Source organism: Grimontia kaedaensis (assembly GCF_023746615.1).
Lineage (GTDB): Bacteria > Pseudomonadota > Gammaproteobacteria > Enterobacterales > Vibrionaceae > Enterovibrio > Enterovibrio kaedaensis.
Genome location: NZ_CP082275.1, coordinates 2,031,312 through 2,051,669, shown reverse-complemented (window position 1 = coordinate 2,051,669; position 20,358 = coordinate 2,031,312). Strand labels below are relative to the sequence as shown.

At 54.9% G+C, this 20,358-nt stretch carries 1 protein-coding gene; it reads right to left on the bottom strand.

The features are described 5' to 3' along the window. Positions 1-295: 295 nt before the first annotated feature. Entirely contained in the window at positions 296-20,116 is a 19,821-nt protein-coding gene (locus K6Q96_RS09365) for an Ig-like domain-containing protein (RefSeq protein WP_251875222.1), read from the bottom strand. Between the last annotated feature and the right edge of the window lie 242 nt (positions 20,117-20,358).

The window sequence follows — 20,358 nt, the reverse complement described above, 5'->3', positions numbered from 1 at the left end:
TCTTTTCTGGCTATTCAATTCTCGCTATTCAAAAGTCGCGAACTTGAAATAGTGATATAAAACATCCATGCATCTCATTTCATAAACATTTGACAGTAATGTATTACATGATGTGTACATAGTTTATGCTTGCAATTTGTTGCCTCACAATCAGAAATGAGCCCAAAAAAAGTACCACTTACGGGTGAGTATGGTTGATATTTTTACTAATTCTCAAAAAAGAGACATAATGAAAAGCTTCAGTCAAAAGAAGGCGTTACATCCATGTCTAAATTTCAAGATGTATAACTGTGTATTAGAGATGATCATCTAACGTTGGATTCTCCAAATGTGTAGAAGTGTTTTCGACGACGTCTGTAGCTGCCGCTTTCTGGAACAATTCTTTTACATTATCGTCTCCAAACACACTGCTCTTAATCATTCCGTTCTGATCGATAATGTCATCCAGTGAAACATCCTGAAGAATGATTTCCTGATTCCAAGTGTGGTCTCCATCTGTATCGACTCTGAGTATTAAGGAACCGTCCTGCTCAAACATGTCTACATTATCTTCGCTAAGCAGATGATCCTCCCTGTCCGTTACAAGGTCAGAAAGATCGAGGGTAGATTGCCCGACCGTGAAGTCAGTGACTGTGTCCGACCACGGCTGATCCGTGACATTTTCGCTATGCCATACGAGGTCTTCACTATCCAGCCCACTGATACTGTGCTCTTCAATTAAACCAACAAGGCTTGTTTCCTCTTCAGGCGCTTGTTGAGTGGCAAACCAAACATCAGCAGCAGCTCGTTCCTCGCCACCTGTTGTCGTATAGGTGGATGTTTTCCCGATGACATTATTGTTCTGCTCATCATCTGTTGTTTGTGCATCTAAGTTGATTGATGCGACGCCAGCATCTCCCATACTCAGAAGTTCACCTTCATCCGTTTCCCCATCTTGGTCTTTGTCTACCCAGACATTGAGGTCAGCATAGATAGCATCATTTTTATCTATGACACCGTCAGCATTCGAATCATGCTGAGCCAGGGCTTCATAGCCGTCGGCAGCAGTGGTGCCGTCTTGGAGAAGAGTGTTTGAGCCAAAGAGCTCTGAGCCGTCGTTGATCTGGCCGTCTTTGTTAACATCATGAACTAATAAGCCGTCTCCACCTGAAACCCAGCCTGTATTTACCTTTTCGCCATCTCCGTCATAGTCAAAACCGACAGGCGCTTCTGTAACATCGCTGGTTTCAATACCGTCACCGTCCAAGTCCAGGACGATAGGAGTGATATTTGGAGTAATGTAATCAGTGGTATCACCACTCTCTTTACCTCGAGCTGTCAGCGTACCTGTTGCGGTATATAAGTTATCCCCACTACGGTGGAAGTTACCGAAATTATCGGCATAAACGACCGTTTTGGAGCCATCGGGGCCAAACAGAGTCACTTTTTCGTTTGGACGCCAACCATTACCCACTAAGTGTTGAGCACCACCGCCATCAATGTGCCAGTGAACATGGCCAGAATTGGAGTTGCTGGTGTCCTGGTATCCTTTGTCGACGACAAGGACTGACCCTTGTACCTCGCCGCTTTGAATATGAGTCTCTTCACCAACAGGTTTAGCTTTAATAATGAGTGTTTCGTTACCATCAGCTTTATTGTCATCGATTGGTTTTACACGTATTTGTATTTCAGTTTGGTAGGCGGCAAAGGTTAATTTGCTGCCACTTTTGAAGTTTGCCCAGGCTGAACCAGTCCAATACTCGTACCCACCTAAATCCTTGTTGGTAATGCCGGGCTCAGCACCCGTATAAACGTTCACTTTTACTTTGGTTGATTGATCTACGGGGTTGCTGAGCTTGATATTAAATGTGGCCCAGTTGGACTCGTTAACCTTGTTACTACTGTTGGTATTTATGACAGAAAGCGAAGGCTTGTCGGCTTCATCGGTGATGACGGCCTCAGCAGACTGCACAAAGCCTTGTCTACCTGGGACAGCTGCCTGAATTTGAATGGTCTCGTTGCCTTCATAGACATTGTCATTCAGGGTCTGTGCGTAAACACGCACACCGTTTTGACCGGCAGGAACGGAGATATCGACTCGCCAGTTGTTGGCGGCAGAGATCACTTCTTCACCCACTTTCTGACCCGCTAAGTTGTAGATATATACTCTGCCGGAATAGTCCGCACCGACGTCGGCCTCATGATAGCCGTCATTGAAGTTCAGACGGACGGTGGTGGCTTCATCTGACGGGTTGTTGAAGTTCACCGTCCAACCTGGCGTCGTGCTGCCTTCCACGCCATCACGCAGTTTGGTCACCGAGGTGACGACGGTAGCGTCGTCATTTTCGACAATAGTTGCCGTGTTGGTGGTGGTGCCAAAGACGACACCCGGGTCACGGCCACCGCCACTTTCGGTCACTTTAATGGTGATGGTTTCATTGCCTTCATAAAGCGAGTCATCTGTTGTCGCTAAACGCACTTTGAAGCTGGTTGTGCCCTTAGGCACGATCAGTTGGTTGCCGTAGTACTTGGTGGCTCCCCAAGTCACGCCGCCATCGTAAGAAGCCTGGAAGTTGGTCGCACCAGTTGTGTCGGTACCGATGGTACCGGTGCCATTGGCAAACTCAATCTTCGTCCATGAGTTGTCTTTAGTGGCGGTATGCACAGAAATATCCCACACCAAGTAGTCACCTTCAGTGGTACTGGCGTTACTGATTTCCCATGAAGGTCTATCCGCTTCATCGGTGATGACAGCGTCCGCAGAGGTGACCCAACCTTGTTGTCCGATGACGGCACCTTGAACCTTAATGGTTTCGTTGCCCTCATAGACATTGTCATTGAGGGTCTCAGCATAAACGCGCACCCCGGCGTGCCCGGCAGGCACGTCGATATCGGCAGCCCAGCCATTTGAGCTGTTAAGAACAACTTCTTTGAGGAAAGTGCCGGATGTGGTGTACACATGCACTTTACCGCTGTAATCCTCACCAAAATTCGCCTGATGGAGGCCATCATCAAAGTGCAGCCTGACCGTGGTGGACGTGGTCGAGGTGTTGGTCATGTTGACCGTCCATCCCGGCCAAGCCCCGCCTTCAACACCATCATTAAGGTGTGTGATGCTGGCCACTTTCGGTGTGTCAGCGTTGTCATTAATGGTGACCGTACCGGACACCAGGCTGCTTTGCCCATCGGCTTTGGCTTTGATGGTGTAGCTTTCATTGCCTTCGAACACATCATCTTGTGTGGTTTGAGAGCGCACCTGGAAGGTTTTAGTGTTGGCCGGGACATCAATCCAGTTACCGCCGGAGAAATCGCCGGCGGCTTTCACCCAACCACTGCCGTAATTGACCCAGAGGTCTTTGGTGTTGAAGTCAGTGCCTTCGGTGGCTGAGCCGCCATAGGCATCGACAAACACACGGGTAGGGGTGTTGGACTCATTGCTGAGTGTGATGGTGACAGAAGCGGCTTCGCCTTCATCCACCGACGTGTTAGACACACTGGTGACGCGTGGCTTGTCGGCTTCATCGGTGATGACGGCCTCGTCAGACTGCACAAAGCCCTGTCTGCCAGGTACGGCAGCTTGTATTTGAATGGTCTCATTGCCTTCATAGACATTGTCATTCAGGGTTTGTGCGTAGACACGAACACCGTTTTGACCGGCAGGGACAGAGATATCGACTCGCCAGTTGTTGGCGGCTGAAAGTACCTCTTCACCGACTTTCTGACCCGCCAGGTTGTAGATATATACTCTGCCGGAATAGTCCGCACCGATGTCGGCCTCATGATAGCTGTCATTGAAGTTCAGACGGACGGTGGTGGCTTCATCTGACGGGTTGTTGAAGTTCACCGTCCAACCTGGCGTCGTGCTGCCTTCCACGCCATCACGCAGTTTGGTCACCGAGGTGACGACGGTAGCGTCGTCATTTTCGACAATAGTTGCCGTGTTGGTGGTGGTGCCAAAGACAACACCCGGATCACGTCCACCGCCACTTTCGGTCACTTTAATGGTGATGGTTTCATTGCCCTCATAAAGCGAGTCATCTGTTGTCGCTAAACGCACTTTGAAGCTGGTTGTGCCCTTAGGCACGATCAGTTGGTTGCCGTAGTACTTGGTGGCTCCCCAAGTCACGCCGCCATCGTAAGAAGCCTGGAAGTTGGTCGCACCAGTTGTGTCGGTACCGATGATACCGGTGCCATTGGCAAACTCAATCTTCGTCCATGAGTTGTCTTTAGTGGCGGTATGCACAGAAATATCCCACACCAAGTAGTCACCTTCAGTGGTACTGGCGTTACTGATTTCCCATGAAGGTCTATCCGCTTCATCGTTGATGACAGCGTCCGCAGAGGTGACCCAACCTTGTTGTCCGATGACGGCACCTTGAACCTTAATGGTTTCGTTGCCCTCATAGACATTGTCATTGAGTGTCTCAGCATAAACGCGGACCCCGGCGTGCCCGGCAGGCACGTCGATATCGGCAGCCCACCCATTTGAGCTGTTAAGAACGACCTCTTTGAGGAAAGCGCCGGATGTGGTGCGCACATGCACTTTACCGCTGTAATCCTCACCAAAGTTTGCCTGATGGAGGCCATCATCAAAGTGCAGCCTGACCGTGGTGGAAGTGGTCGAGGTGTTGGTCATGTTGACCGTCCATCCCGGCCAAGCCCCGCCTTCAACACCATCATTAAGGTGTGTGATGCTGGCCACTTTCGGTGTGTCAGCGTTGTCATTAATGGTGACCGTACCGGACACCAGGCTGCTTTGCCCATCGGCTTTGGCTTTGATGGTGTAGCTTTCACTGCCTTCGAACACATCATCTTGTGTGGTTTGAGAGCGCACCTGGAAGGTTTTAGTGTTAGCCGGGACATCAATCCAGTTACCGCCCGAGAAATCGCCGGCGGCTTTCACCCAACCACTGCCGTAATTGACCCAGAGGTCTTTGGTGTTGAAGTCAGTGCCTTCGGTGGCCGAGCCACCATAGGCATCGACAAACACACGGGTAGGGGTGTTGGACTCATTGCTGAGTGTGATGGTTAGTGATGCGGCTTCGCCTTCATTCACCGACGTGTTAGACACACTGGTGACGCGTGGCTTGTCGGCTTCATCGGTGATGACAGCGTCCGCAGAGGTGACCCAACCTTGTTGGCCGATGACGGCACCTTGAACCTTAATGGTTTCGTTGCCCTCATAGACATTATCGTTGAGTGTCTCAGCATAAACACGGACCCCGGCCTGCCCGGCAGGCACGTCGATATCAGCAGCCCAGCCATTTGAGCTGTTAAGAACAACCTCTTTGAGGAAAGCGCCGGATGTGGTGTACACATGCACTTTACCGCTGTAATCCTCACCAAAGTTTGCCTGATGGAGGCCATCATCAAAGTGCAGCCTGACCGTGGTGGACGTGGTCGAGGTGTTGGTCATGTTGACCGTCCATCCCGGCCAGGTGCTGTTTTCCACACCGTTCTGGAGGAGAGTGATGCTGTCTACTTTCGGTGTATCAGTGTTGTCATTAATGGTGACCGTACCGGACACCAGGCTGCTTTGCCCATCGGCTTTGGCTTTGATGGTGTAGCTTTCATTGCCTTCGAACACATCATCTTGTGTGGTTTGAGAGCGCACCTGGAAGGTTTGAGTGTTAGCCGGGACATCAATCCAGTTACCGCCGGAGAAATCGCCGGCGGCTTTCACCCAACCACTGCCGTAATTGACCCAGAGGTCTTTGGTGTTGAAGTCAGTGCCTTCGGTGGCCGAGCCGCCATAAGCATCGACAAACACACGGGTAGGGGTAGTGGACTCATTGCTGAGCGTGATGGTGACAGAAGCGGCTTCGCCTTCATTCACCGACGTGTTAGACACACTGGTGACGCGTGGCTTGTCGGCTTCATCGGTGATGACGGCCTCAGCAGACTGCACAAAGCCCTGTCTGCCGGGCACGGCAGCTTGGATTTGAATAGTCTCGTTGCCCTCATAGACATTGTCATTGAGGGTCTGTGCGTAAACACGCACACCGTTTTGGCCCGCAGGAACGGAGATATCGACTCGCCAGTTGTTGGCGGCAGAGATCACTTCTTCACCGACTTTCTGACCCGAGAGGTTGTAGATATATACTCTGCCGGAATAGTCCGCACCGACGTCGGCCTCATGATAGCCGTCATTGAAGTTCAGACGGACGGTGGTGGCTTCATCTGACGGGTTGTTGAAGTTCACCGTCCAACCTGGCGTCGTGCTGCCTTCCACGCCATCACGCAGTTTGGTCACCGAGGTGACGACGGTAGCGTCGTCATTTTCGACAATAGTTGCCGTGTTGGTGGTGGTGCCAAAGACGACACCCGGGTCACGGCCGCCGCCACTTTCGGTCACTTTAATGGTGATGGTCTCATTGCCTTCAAACACAGAGTCGTCTGTGGTTGCGAGGCGAACTTTGAAACTCTCAGTGCCCTTAGGTACCTGAAGCATATTGCCGTAGTACTTGGCAGCATTCCACGTATTGCCGCCGTCATAGGAGGCCTGGAAGCTTGTCGCGCCAGCTGTGTCGGTACCGATGATACCGGTGCCATTGGCAAACTCAATCTTCGTCCATGAGTTGTCTTTAGTGGCGGTATGCACAGAAATATCCCACACCAAGTAGTCACCTTCAGTGGTACTGGCGTTACTGATTTCCCATGAAGGTCTATCCGCTTCATCGGTGATGACAGCGTCCGCAGAGGTGACCCAACCTTGTTGTCCGATGACGGCACCTTGAACCTTAATGGTTTCGTTGCCCTCATAGACATTGTCATTGAGGGTCTCAGCATAAACGCGCACCCCGGCGTGCCCGGCAGGCACGTCGATATCGGCAGCCCAGCCATTTGAGCTGTTAAGAACAACTTCTTTGAGGAAAGTGCCGGATGTGGTGTACACATGCACTTTACCGCTGTAATCCTCACCAAAGTTTGCCTGATGGAGGCCATCATCAAAGTGTAGCCTGACCGTGGTGGACGTGGTCGAGGTGTTGGTCATGTTGACCGTCCATCCCGGCCAAGCCCCGCCTTCAACACCATCATTAAGGTGTGTGATGCTGTTTACTTTCGGTGTGTCAGTGTCGTCATTAATGGTGACCGTACCGGACACCAAGCTGCTTTGCCCATCGGCTTTGGCTTTGATGGTGTAGCTTTCATTGCCTTCGAATACATCATCTTGTATGCTTTGAGAGCGCACCTGGAAGGTTTTAGTGTTAGCCGGGACATCAATCCAGTTACCGCCCGAGAAATCGCCGGCGGCTTTCACCCAACCACTGCCGTAATTGACCCAGAGGTCTTTGGTGTTGAAGTCAGTACCTTCGGTGGCCGAGCCGCCATAGGCATCGATAAACACACGGGTAGGGGTGGTGGACTCATTGCTGAGCGTGATAGTGACAGAAGCGGCTTCGCCCTCATCCACCGAGGCGTTAGACACACTGGTGACTTTTGGTTTATCAGCTTCGTCAGAGATGATCGAAGATTCGGATTTAACCCAATTTTGCCAACCTTCGGTAGTATTGGCTGCTGCATATATGGCGAACGTTTCATCGCCTTCGTAGATATCGTCGTTTACTGTTTCTGCGTAGAGTTTCACGCCGCTTTCACCAGCAGGAACCGTGATATGGGCTACCCACTGATTTGAGCTATTCAATTCAACTTCTTGAAGTAAGTCTCCTTCATCGTTGTAGACATAAACTTTACCCGTATAGTCTTCGCCAAATACGACGTCATGAGCGACTTTCGCGAACCCAAGCTTCACAGTTGTATCAATGGTGGTGGCATGATCAAGGTTTAAATTCCACCCAATCGTTGATTCTCCTTCTGCTGCATCAGACAAGTGAGTGACAGATTCAACTTTGGGCTCGTAAGCAGTGTATGTTTCGGAGTCAGTGACAGTAACAGTATTTCCTGCATTGTCGGTCGCCGTAACCTCCGCTTTGATAGTTTTGTCAGGAGCGGATGCCAATACACTTCCAGATACTGGGATTTTGAAACTGTTATCGGCATTTACAGTGCCAGTAAACTCAGTGTTGTTGACTGTAATGGTGACTACATCACCCGGCTTTGCATCGCCACCAACAACACCCGTGATATTAATGTCTTGCTGTGACTCTGCGTAGTTGATTGCATCGTCACCAGCTATCGTACTGTCGAGGGTAATTGAAGCGTTCGCTACTAAATCAACACTATAGATCTGAGTCGTGCTAATTACCCCGGTGTTACCAGCAGGATCAGTGGCAACGAGCTGAGCATTCACTTTCAGATCAGAGTCTTCGACAAGCTCGCTTCCTGGAACGGCGATTGAAAACTCCCCATTCGTATTCACCGTACCTGTATAGTTATTTCCATTTACTGAAAGCGTCACTTTATCGCCGGCTGTGTATTCGCCTATGGCTGTGCCAGTAACAGAAATTGAAGTGCCACTCTCTTTTGCATTAACGACATTGTCTGCAGTAATCACATCAATCGTAAGTTGAGTGGTTTCATCGCTGGGTTCAGTGGTATCCAAGATGATTGTCTGTTCAGCAGCAGTACTCGTGTTTCCAGCAGCGTCTGTGACAGTTGCGCTGATGCCGTAGGTGCCATCCTCGTAAATGCCACCGTTTTGCAGCTGGTTGACAGGAATAGTAATAGGAACGGGAATGCCGTCTTGCCAGTCGTTTGGCACAGCGACAGTAATGGTTGAGGTATTACCAGACGGGTCGGTGACCTCCAGGCTTATCGAATCCCCAGGTTCTGCGCCGACTGGCGGCGTGACTGAAGTTTGAATACCGTCTGATGCTTCCTGTGCATTGACACCATTACTTGATTCATGGATAACCAGAGTAGGTGAGGCATCTGAGCCATCATCACCCATACCTTCACCCGGCGCGATAGTATCTAACTCAAAGGTAGTGGTATTGCTGTTTAGGCTCGTATTGCCTGCGGCATCAGTAACCGTTGCTGATAGGTTGTATACTCCATCGTCAAATATGTTCCCATTTGAGATATCGCTAACAGGTATAGTTACCTCGACGACCTGACCAGCCACCCAACCGTTTGGAACCGTATGTTCTAACGTTGTTTGATGACCGTCTGGATCTGAGAGCGTTAGAGTGATCGTATCCCCTGGTAATGTACCAGCAGGTGGAGTGACTTGCGCCTGAATGCCATCATTTGCTTCATTTTTATTTACCCCATCGGCTGCTTCGGCGATGGCGACTATAGGCGCTTCATCAGCGCCATTTGAGCCAGTTCCTTGGCCCGGAGCCACAAGGTCAAGGAGATATTCTTTGGCTGTGGTGATAACGCCCAAATTACCCGCGGCGTCGGTGGCAATTAGCCTAGCGTCTACCGTGGTATCGTTGTCGCTAACCAGCTCTCCGCCTGGAACACTAATGCTAAACGTTCCGTTTGCTGCGACTGGACCGTTAAAGTCCTTACCATTTATGGTGAGAGTAATAATGTTGCCAGCGGTGTATTCTCCACTCACGGTGCCAGTAATATTGATGGCGCTCTCTGACTCGTCGATATTAATCACGTTATCAGATGTGATGGTATCTATGATGAGTGTTGTTGTGAGAGTGCTAGGCCCCACAATATCGACGTTATAGTCTTTATCTGCAGAAATGGTTCCGGTATTTCCGGCAGGGTCACTGGCAAGAATCGTTGCTGTAACTGAGGAGTTTCCATCAGTCATCAAATCAATGCCAGGAACTGGAATAGAGTAGTTACCCTCAGCATCGACCTTTCCAATAAAATCTTTACCACCAACATTCAATGTGACAACGTCACCCTCTGTGAATTCACCCGTTACTGTCCCTGTGACGTTAACAGGCATACTCGCCTCGGCGGCGTTAAGAACGTTGTCAGATGTCACACTATCAATGGTGAGCGCCGTTGTGCTTGCTGTTGGTCCCTGAAGGTCAGTATCGTAGTCCTTAGTGGTGCTGATTTCGCCAACGTTACCCGCACTATCTGTGGCCAACACGCTGGCTTCAATTACTGTGTCGCTGTCAGAGGTTAATGCTGTGCCGGGCACTGTAATTGTGAAGGAGCCGTCCTCCTCAGCAGCGCCAGTATATTGAGTTCCATCGACAGTCAAAACCACCGTGTCTCCCTCGGTGAATTCACCGGAGACTTGTCCTGTAACCTCAATAGATTGGTTTTGCTCAGCAATATTGATGATATTGTCGTTAGATATGTCATCAATAATGATTGATGTCGTTGTTTTATCCGGGGCCGTGGTGTCCAGGGTAAAGCCAGTAGACGCACTTGGCTCACTGCTGTTGCCTGCCGTGTCGGAGGCAACAGCAGTCAGGGTGTAATCCCCATCGGTAAAGCTGCTGCCTTCACCGATGTGGGAGGTAGGGATGGTGACGGTCACGGCAGTGCCGTCCGTCCAGTCAGCCGGTACCGTGGCAGAAATGTCTGCCGTCGAACCATCGGGTTTGGTGAGGGTGACGGTGACGGTATCGCCTGGTTCAATGCCGGTCGGTGGAGTGACGAGCACATCAATGCCGTCACTGGCTTCGTCTTTATTGACTCCGTCAGCGGCTTCCGGGATCGCCACGAGAGGGACTTCGTCAGCCCCGCCAGCGCCGGTGCTTTCACCCGGTGCAGTGGTGTCCAGAGTAAAGCCGGTGGACGCACTTGGCTGACTGCTGTTGCCCGCGGTGTCGGAGGCCGTCGCCGTCAGGGTGTAGTCGCCGTCATTAAAGCTGCTGCCATCACCGATATCACTGGTTGGGATAGTGACGGTCACGGCGGTGCCATCGGTCCAGTCAGCCGGTACCGTGGTGGAAATGTCTGCCGTCGAGCCGTCCGGCTTGGTGAGGGTGACCGTGACGGTATCGCCCGGTTCAATACCGGTCGGTGGAGTGACGAGCACATCAATGCCATCACTGGCTTCGTCTTTATTGACGCCGTCCGCGGCTTCCGGGATCGCCACGAGAGGGACTTCGTCAGCCCCGCCAGCGCCGGTGCCTTCGCCCGGTGCCGTGGTATCGACGGTAAAGTTGGATGCGTCACTCGGTGAAGAGGTGTTACCGGCACCGTCAGTGACGGTAGCGGTGAGGGTGTAATCGCCTTCGTCCGGCAGCTCGCCGTTCTCGCCACCCAAGTCTTCCGGTGAGACAGTGACAGGCACACTGGTGCCGCCGGTCCAGCCAGCAGGGACCGTGGTGGTCACGTCTGTTGTTGAACCGTCCGGCTGGGTGACGGTGACGGTAATGGTATCGCCGGGCTCTGTGCCCGTGGGTGGCGTAACCAGCACTTCCACGCCATCGGTGAGTTCATCTTCACCGACGCCACCAGAGGCTTCAGGTACTTCAACGATTGGCAGCTCATCGGTGCCGTTGGGACCGGTGCCTTCACCCGGTGCGGTGGTGTCCAGGGTAAAGCCGGTGGACGCACTTGGCTGACTGCTGTTGCCCGCGGTGTCGGAGGCCGTCGCTGTCAGGGTGTAGTCGCCATCATTAAAGCTGCTGCCATCACCGATATCACTGGTCGGGATAGTGACGGTTACGGCGGTGCCATCGGTCCAGCCTGCTGGTACCGTAGCGGAAATGTCTGCCGTCGAGCCGTCCGGCTTGGTGAGGGTGACCGTGACGGTATCGCCCGGTTCAATACCGGTCGGTGGAGTGACGAGCACATCAATGCCGTCACTGGCTTCGTCTTTATTGACGCCGTCCGCGGCTTCCGGGATCGCCACGAGAGGGACTTCGTCAGCCCCGCCCGCGCCGGTGCCTTCGCCCGGAGCCGTGGTATCCACGGTAAAGTTGGATGCGTCACTCGGTGAAGAGGTGTTACCGGCACCGTCAGTGACGGTAGCGGTGAGGGTGTAATCGCCTTCGTCCGGCAGCTCGCCGTTCTCGCCACCCAAGTCTTCCGGTGAGACGGTAACCGGCACACTGGTGCCGCCGGTCCAGCCAGCAGGGACCGTGGTGGTCACGTCTGTTGTTGAACCGTCCGGTTGGGTAACGGTCACAGTAATAGTATCGCCGGGCTCAGTGCCCGTCGGTGGAGTGACCAGCACTTCCACGCCATCGGTGAGTTCTTCTTCCCCGACACCACCAGAGGCTTCAGGCACTTCAACCAGCGGCAGTTCATCGGTGCCGTTGGGACCGGTGCCTTCACCCGGTGCGGTGGTGTCCAGGGTAAAGCCGGTGGACGCACTTGGCTGACTGCTGTTGCCGGCGGTGTCGGAGGCCGTCGCCGTCAGGGTGTAGTCGCCATCATTAAAGCTGCTGCCATCACCGATATCACTGGTCGGGATAGTGACGGTTACGGCGGTGCCATCGGTCCAGTCAGCCGGTACCGTAGCGGAAATGTCTGCCGTCGTGCCGTCCGGCTTGGTGAGGGTGACGGTGACGGTATCGCCGGGTTCAATGCCGGTCGGTGGAGTCACGAGCACATCAATGCCGTCACTGGCTTCGTCTTTATTGACGCCGTCAGCGGCTTCCGGGATCGCCACGAGAGGGACTTCGTCAGCCCCGCCAGCGCCGGTGCCTTCGCCCGGAGCGGTGGTATCGACGGTAAAGTTGGATGCGTCACTCGGCGTTGAGGTGTTACCGGCACCGTCAGTGACGGTAGCGGTGAGGGTGTAATCGCCTTCGTCCGGCAGCTCGCCGTTCTCGCCACCCAAGTCTTCCGGTGAGACAGTGACAGGCACACTGGTGCCGCCGGTCCAGCCAGCAGGGACCGTGGTGGTCACGTCTGTTGTTGAACCGTCCGGCTGGGTGACGGTGACGGTAATGGTGTCGCCGGGCTCTGTGCCCGTGGGTGGCGTAACCAGCACTTCCACGCCATCGGTGAGTTCGTTTTCTCCAACGCCGCCACTCGCTTCAGGGATCTCTACAAGGGGTAATTCAACAGTGCCGTTTGGACCGGTGCCTTCACCCGGTGCGGTGGTATCCAGGGTGAAGCCGGTGGATGCACTTGGCTGACTGCTGTTACCCGCGGTGTCGGAGGCCGTCGCCGTCAGGGTGTAGTCGCCATCATTAAAGCTGCTGCCATCACCGATATCACTGGTTGGGATCGTGACGGTCACGGCGGTGCCATCGGTCCAGTCAGCCGGTACCGTAGCGGAAATGTCTGCCGTCGAGCCGTCCGGCTTGGTGAGGGTGACCGTGACGGTATCGCCGGGTTCAATACCGGTCGGTGGAGTGACGAGCACATCAATGCCATCACTGGCTTCGTCTTTATTGACGCCGTCCGCGGCTTCCGGGATCGCCACGAGAGGGACTTCGTCAGCCCCGCCAGCGCCGGTGCCTTCACCCGGAGCGGTGGTATCCACGGTAAAGTTGGATGCGTCACTCGGTGAAGAGGTGTTACCGGCACCGTCAGTGACGGTAGCGGTGAGGGTGTAATCGCCTTCGTCCGGCAGCTCGCCGTTCTCGCCACCCAAGTCTTCCGGTGAGACAGTGACAGGCACACTGGTGCCGCCGGTCCAGCCAGCAGGGACCGTGGTGGTCACGTCTGTTGTTGAACCGTCTGGTTGGGTAACGGTCACAGTAATAGTATCGCCGGGCTCTGTGCCCGTGGGTGGCGTAACCAGCACTTCCACACCATCGGTGAGTTCATCTTCACCGACGCCACCAGAGGCTTCAGGTACTTCAACGATTGGCAGTTCATCGGTACCGTTGGGACCGGTGCCTTCACCCGGTGCGGTGGTGTCCAGGTTGAAACTGGCTTCTGAACTCGGCGCACTGCTGTTACCCGCCGTATCGGAGGCCGTCGCCGTCAGGGTGTAGTCGCCATCATTAAAGCTGCTGCCATCACCGATATCACTGGTTGGGATAGTGACGGTCACGGCGGTGCCATCGGTCCAGTCAGCCGGTACCGTGGTGGAAATGTCTGCCGTCGTGCCGTCCGGCTTGGTGAGGGTGACCGTGACGGTATCGCCCGGTTCAATACCGGTCGGTGGAGTGACGAGCACATCAATGCCGTCACTGGCTTCGTCTTTATTGACGCCGTCCGCGGCTTCCGGGATCGCCACGAGAGGGACTTCGTCAGCCCCGCCCGCGCCGGTGCCTTCGCCCGGTGCCGTGGTATCGACGGTAAAGTTGGATGCGTCACTCGGTGAAGAGGTGTTACCGGCACCGTCAGTGACGGTAGCGGTGAGGGTGTAATCGCCTTCGTCCGGCAGCTCGCCGTTCTCGCCACCCAAGTCTTCCGGTGAGACAGTGACAGGCACACTGGTGCCGCCGGTCCAGCCAGCAGGGACCGTGGTGGTCACGTCTGTTGTTGAACCGTCCGGCTGGGTGACGGTGACGGTAATGGTATCGCCGGGCTCTGTGCCCGTGGGTGGCGTAACCAGCACTTCCACGCCATCGGTGAGTTCATCTTCACCGACGCCACCAGAGGCTTCAGGTACTTCAACGATTGGCAGCTCATCGGTACCGTTGGGACCGGTGCCTTCACCCGGTGCGGTGGTGTCCAGGGTAAAGCCGGTGGACGCACTTGGCTGACTGCTGTTGCCCGCGGTGTCGGAGGCCGTCGCTGTCAGGGTGTAGTCGCCATCATTAAAGCTGCTGCCATCACCGATATCACTGGTCGGGATAGTGACGGTTACGGCGGTGCCATCGGTCCAGCCTGCTGGTACCGTAGCGGAAATGTCTGCCGTCGAGCCGTCCGGCTTGGTGAGGGTGACCGTGACGGTATCGCCCGGTTCAATACCGGTCGGTGGAGTGACGAGCACATCAATGCCGTCACTGGCTTCGTCTTTATTGACGCCGTCCGCGGCTTCCGGGATCGCCACGAGAGGGACTTCGTCAGCCCCGCCAGCGCCGGTGCCTTCGCCCGGAGCGGTGGTATCCACGGTAAAGTTGGATGCGTCACTCGGTGAAGAGGTGTTACCGGCACCGTCAGTGACGGTAGCGGTGAGGGTGTAATCGCCTTCGTCCGGCAGCTCGCCGTTCTCGCCACCCAAGTCTGCCGGTGAGACAGTAACCGGCACACTGGTGCCGACGGTCCAGCCAGCAGGGACCGTGGTGGTCACGTCTGTTGTTGAACCGTCTGGTTGGGTAACGGTCACAGTAATAGTATCGCCGGGCTCTGTGCCCGTGGGTGGGGTGACCAGCACTTCCACACCATCGGTGAGTTCATCTTCACCGACGCCACCAGAGGCTTCAGGTACTTCAACGATTGGCAGTTCATCGGTACCGTTGGGACCGGTGCCTTCACCCGGTGCGGTGGTGTCCAGGTTGAAACTGGCTTCTGAACTCGGCGCACTGCTGTTACCCGCCGTATCGGAGGCCGTCGCCGTCAGGGTGTAGTCGCCATCATTAAAGCTGCTGCCATCACCGATATCACTGGTTGGGATAGTGACGGTCACGGCGGTGCCATCGGTCCAGTCAGCCGGTACCGTGGTGGAAATGTCTGCCGTCGAGCCGTCCGGCTTGGTGAGGGTGACCGTGACGGTATCGCCCGGTTCAATACCGGTCGGTGGAGTGACGAGCACATCAATGCCATCACTGGCTTCGTCTTTATTGACGCCGTCCGCGGCTTCCGGGATCGCCACGAGAGGGACTTCGTCAGCCCCGCCAGCGCCGGTGCCTTCGCCCGGTGCCGTGGTATCGACGGTAAAGTTGGATGCGTCACTCGGTGAAGAGGTGTTACCGGCACCGTCAGTGACGGTAGCGGTGAGGGTGTAATCGCCTTCGTCCGGCAGCTCGCCGTTCTCGCCACCCAAGTCTTCCGGTGAGACAGTGACAGGCACACTGGTGCCGCCGGTCCAGCCAGCAGGGACCGTGGTGGTCACGTCTGTTGTTGAACCGTCCGGCTGGGTGACGGTGACGGTAATGGTATCGCCGGGCTCTGTGCCCGTGGGTGGCGTAACCAGCACTTCCACGCCATCGGTGAGTTCATCTTCACCGACGCCACCAGAGGCTTCAGGTACTTCAACGATTGGCAGCTCATCGGTGCCGTTGGGACCGGTGCCTTCACCCGGTGCGGTGGTGTCCAGGGTAAAGCCGGTGGACGCACTTGGCTGACTGCTGTTGCCCGCGGTGTCGGAGGCCGTCGCTGTCAGGGTGTAGTCGCCATCATTAAAGCTGCTGCCATCACCGATATCACTGGTCGGGATAGTGACGGTTACGGCGGTGCCATCGGTCCAGCCTGCTGGTACCGTAGCGGAAATGTCTGCCGTCGAGCCGTCCGGCTTGGTGAGGGTGACCGTGACGGTATCGCCCGGTTCAATACCGGTCGGTGGAGTGACGAGCACATCAATGCCGTCACTGGCTTCGTCTTTATTGACGCCGTCCGCGGCTTCCGGGATCGCCACGAGAGGGACTTCGTCAGCCCCGCCCGCGCCGGTGCCTTCGCCCGGAGCCGTGGTATCCACGGTAAAGTTGGATGCGTCACTCGGTGAAGAGGTGTTACCGGCACCGTCAGTGACGGTAGCGGTGAGGGTGTAATCGCCTTCGTCCGGCAGCTCGCCGTTCTCGCCACCCAAGTCTTCCGGTGAGACGGTAACCGGCACACTGGTGCCGCCGGTCCAGCCAGCAGGGACCGTGGTGGTCACGTCTGTTGTTGAACCGTCCGGTTGGGTAACGGTCACAGTAATAGTATCGCCGGGCTCAGTGCCCGTCGGTGGAGTGACCAGCACTTCCACGCCATCGGTGAGTTCTTCTTCCCCGACACCACCAGAGGCTTCAGGCACTTCAACCAGCGGCAGTTCATCGGTGCCGTTGGGACCGGTGCCTTCACCCGGTGCGGTGGTGTCCAGGGTAAAGCCGGTGGACGCACTTGGCTGACTGCTGTTGCCGGCGGTGTCGGAGGCCGTCGCCGTCAGGGTGTAGTCGCCATCATTAAAGCTGCTGCCATCACCGATATCACTGGTCGGGATAGTGACGGTTACGGCGGTGCCATCGGTCCAGTCAGCCGGTACCGTAGCGGAAATGTCTGCCGTCGTGCCGTCCGGCTTGGTGAGGGTGACGGTGACGGTATCGCCGGGTTCAATGCCGGTCGGTGGAGTCACGAGCACATCAATGCCGTCACTGGCTTCGTCTTTATTGACGCCGTCAGCGGCTTCCGGGATCGCCACGAGAGGGACTTCGTCAGCCCCGCCAGCGCCGGTGCCTTCGCCCGGAGCGGTGGTATCGACGGTAAAGTTGGATGCGTCACTCGGCGTTGAGGTGTTACCGGCACCGTCAGTGACGGTAGCGGTGAGGGTGTAATCGCCTTCGTCCGGCAGCTCGCCGTTCTCGCCACCCAACTCTTCCGGTGAGACAGTGACAGGCACACTGGTGCCGCCGGTCCAGCCAGCAGGGACCGTGGTGGTCACGTCAGTACTTGAGCCGTCTGGTTGGGTAACGGTCACGGTAATGGTGTCGCCGGGCTCTGTGCCCGTGGGTGGCGTGACCAGCACTTCCACGCCATCGGTGAGTTCATCTTCCCCGACGCCACCAGAGGCTTCAGGTACTTCAACCAGCGGCAGTTCATCGGTACCGTTTGGACCGGTGCCTTCACCCGGTGCGGTGGTATCAATAGTGATCTCGACGGACTCACTGGGTGAGGAGGTATTACCGGCACTGTCTGTGACTGTGGTGGTGATGGTGTAATCACCTTCATCCGGCAGTTGGCCGTTGTCGCCACCTAAATCTTCAGGTGAGACGGTGACAGGCACACTGGTGCCGCCAGTCCAGCCGTCAGGGACCGTGGTGGTCACGTCTGTACTTGAACCGTCCGGTTGGGTAACCGTGACAGTGATGGTATCGCCGGGCTCAGTGCCGGTCGGTGGGGTGACCAGTACTTCCACGCCATCGGTGAGTTCACTTTCCCCGACGCCACCGGAGGCTTCTGGCACTTCAACCAGCGGCAGCTCATCGTTGCCATTGGGGCCGGTGCCTTCACCCGGTGCCGAAGTATCAATGGTGATCTCGATGGACTCACTCGGTGAAGAGGTATTACCTGCGCTGTCAGTGACGGTGGTGGTGATGGTGTAATCACCTTCGTCCGGCAGCTCGCCGTTCTCGCCACCCAACTCTTCCGGTGAGACAGTGACAGGCACACTGGTGCCGCCGGTCCAGCCGTCAGGGACCGTGGTGGTTACGTCTGTGCTTGAACCGTCCGGTTGGGTAACCGTGACGGTAATGGTGTCGCCCGGCTCTGTGCCCGTTGGTGGCGTAACCAGCACTTCTACACCGTCGGTGATTTCTTCTTCACCGATGCCGCCTGAGGCTTCAGGCACTTCAACCAGCGGCAGTTCATCGGTGCCGTTGGGACCGGTGCCTTCACCCGGTGCGGTGGTATCAATGATGATATCGATGGACTCACTCGGTGAAGAGGTATTACCTGCGCTGTCTGTGACGGTGGAGGTAATGGTGTAATCACCTTCATTCGGCAGAGAGCCATTGCTTCCGCCCAAGTCTTCAGGAGAAACCACGACAGAGACTGAACTGCCGCCGGTCCAGCCATCAGGGACCGTGGTGGTCACGTCAGTCGTTGAACCGTCCGGTTGGGTGACAGTCACGGTAATGGTGTCGCCCGGTTCTGTTCCCGTCGGTGGGGTGACCAATACTTCTACACCGTCGGTAAGTTCATTTTCACCAATACCGCCGGAGGCTTCAGGCACCTCAACCAGCGGCAGTTTGTTGGCGCCACCTGCACCGGTTCCTTCACCCGGTGCCGTGGTGTCCACATTGACGGTAATGGATTCACTCGGTGAAGAGGTATTACCGGCACTGTCTGTGATTGTGGTGGTGAGGGTGTAATCGCCTTCATCCGGCAGGGTACCGCCAGCGCCGCCTAAATCTTCCGGAGACACCACGACAGAGACGGCACTGCCGTCTGTCCAGCTATCAGGTACGGTGGTGGTGACCTCCGAGGTAGAGCCATCAGGTTGGGTGACAGTGACAGTCACTGTATCGCCGGGTTCAGTGCCCGTTGGTGGGGTCACTAATACTTCTACGCCGTCGGTGAGTTCACTTTCACCGATACCGCCGGAGGCTTCAGGAACTTCAACCAGCGGCAGTTCGTTAGCGCCGCCTGCACCTGTTCCTTCACCTGGTGCAGTGGTGTCCACATTGACGGTAATGGTTTCACTCGGTGAAGAGGTGTTACCGGCATTGTCTGTGACTGTGGTGGTGATGGTGTAATCACCTTCATCCGGCAGAGAGCCATCGCTGCCGCCCAAATCTTCAGGAGAAACCACGACAGAGACTGAACTGCCGCCGGTCCAGCCGTCAGGGACCGTGGTGGTCACGTCCGTCGTTGAACCGTCCGGTTGGGTGACAGTCACGGTAATGGTGTCGCCCGGTTCTGTTCCCGTTGGTGGGGTAACCAATACTTCTACACCGTCGGTGACTTCTTCTTCACCGATACCGCCCGAGGCTTGAGGTATCTCAACCAAAGGTGATTCATCGGATCCATTTGGACCTGTCCCTTGACCAGGCGCGAGGGTATCCAGAATACCGTTGGCGGTAGCGGATATACTATTACCTTGGTTGTCGGTAAAGGTTGCGGTGACGGAAAAAGAACCGTCAGGTAATGGGGTGGGGACTTCTATGCTAAAGGTACCATCCTCTGTGACGGTTGGAGTTAACGTTTGAGTACTTCCAAGAGAGTCAGTGATAGTTAACTGAACGACAGTACCTGGCGGTAAGTTTGTTTGGCCGGAAATAGTGGGTGTGTTGTCGTTGGTTAGGGTATCGACGTCGAGACTAATTGTTGGCGAACTGAAAAAAGATTCAGTTTCTTTCTCTTGCAAATTACCGCTGAAGGTGGAGTCAATATATGAATCTGTATCAAAACCTGCGGTCGCGATCGTTTCGCTGGCCGATCGGGAAAGGACAAAAAAACCACTAGAGCCAGAGCTTAAGAGCGTTGTGCCCGCAGCAGTAGCGTTCTCTTCATTTAAAGTTGGGTCTTGGCCAAGCGAAATTGCATCAACAATTGATTTGATCTGGTCTTTAAGCTCATCAGTAAGGTTCTGATTACTGGCCAAATCTGTAAAACTGTCAATTTCGCTACCTACAAATGCAAATAAACTCCCGTCGTCACCCTGAAACTCAATGAGCGTATCTTCCGCAACATCGATTGTGTCTCCAGAGTGGAGCTGTGTACCAAGCTTTAGTGCTTGCTTTCCTCCCTCTCGATCTAATGAAGCAGATCCACTGATAAAAAGAACTTCCGCATTGTTCGGTACTTTAACTTGCCCCATTGATCCACACCCAAAACGATTTAGATATTAAATAATCGCTTGTGATACACATAGTTCACAAATGATAGATTTATTAAAAATAGTAGTTGTGGCTCGAAAATGCTTAATTAAGGGTGTGAAATACCATAAAAAATATAGAGGTGCTGAAACAAGCGGATGTGGACGTGGGAAAGTTGGGAATTTTGCCTTAAAGCTTAAGGTATTCGTTTGTTCGGCTGCAGGGGGTGGTGTAGGAAATACCG

What these genes read in the sequence shown, in the direction of transcription:
- K6Q96_RS09365 (WP_251875222.1), bottom strand. Translation starts at nt 20,116, where the DNA reads ATGGGGCAAGTTAAAGTACCGAACAATGCGGAAGTTCTTTTTATCAGT.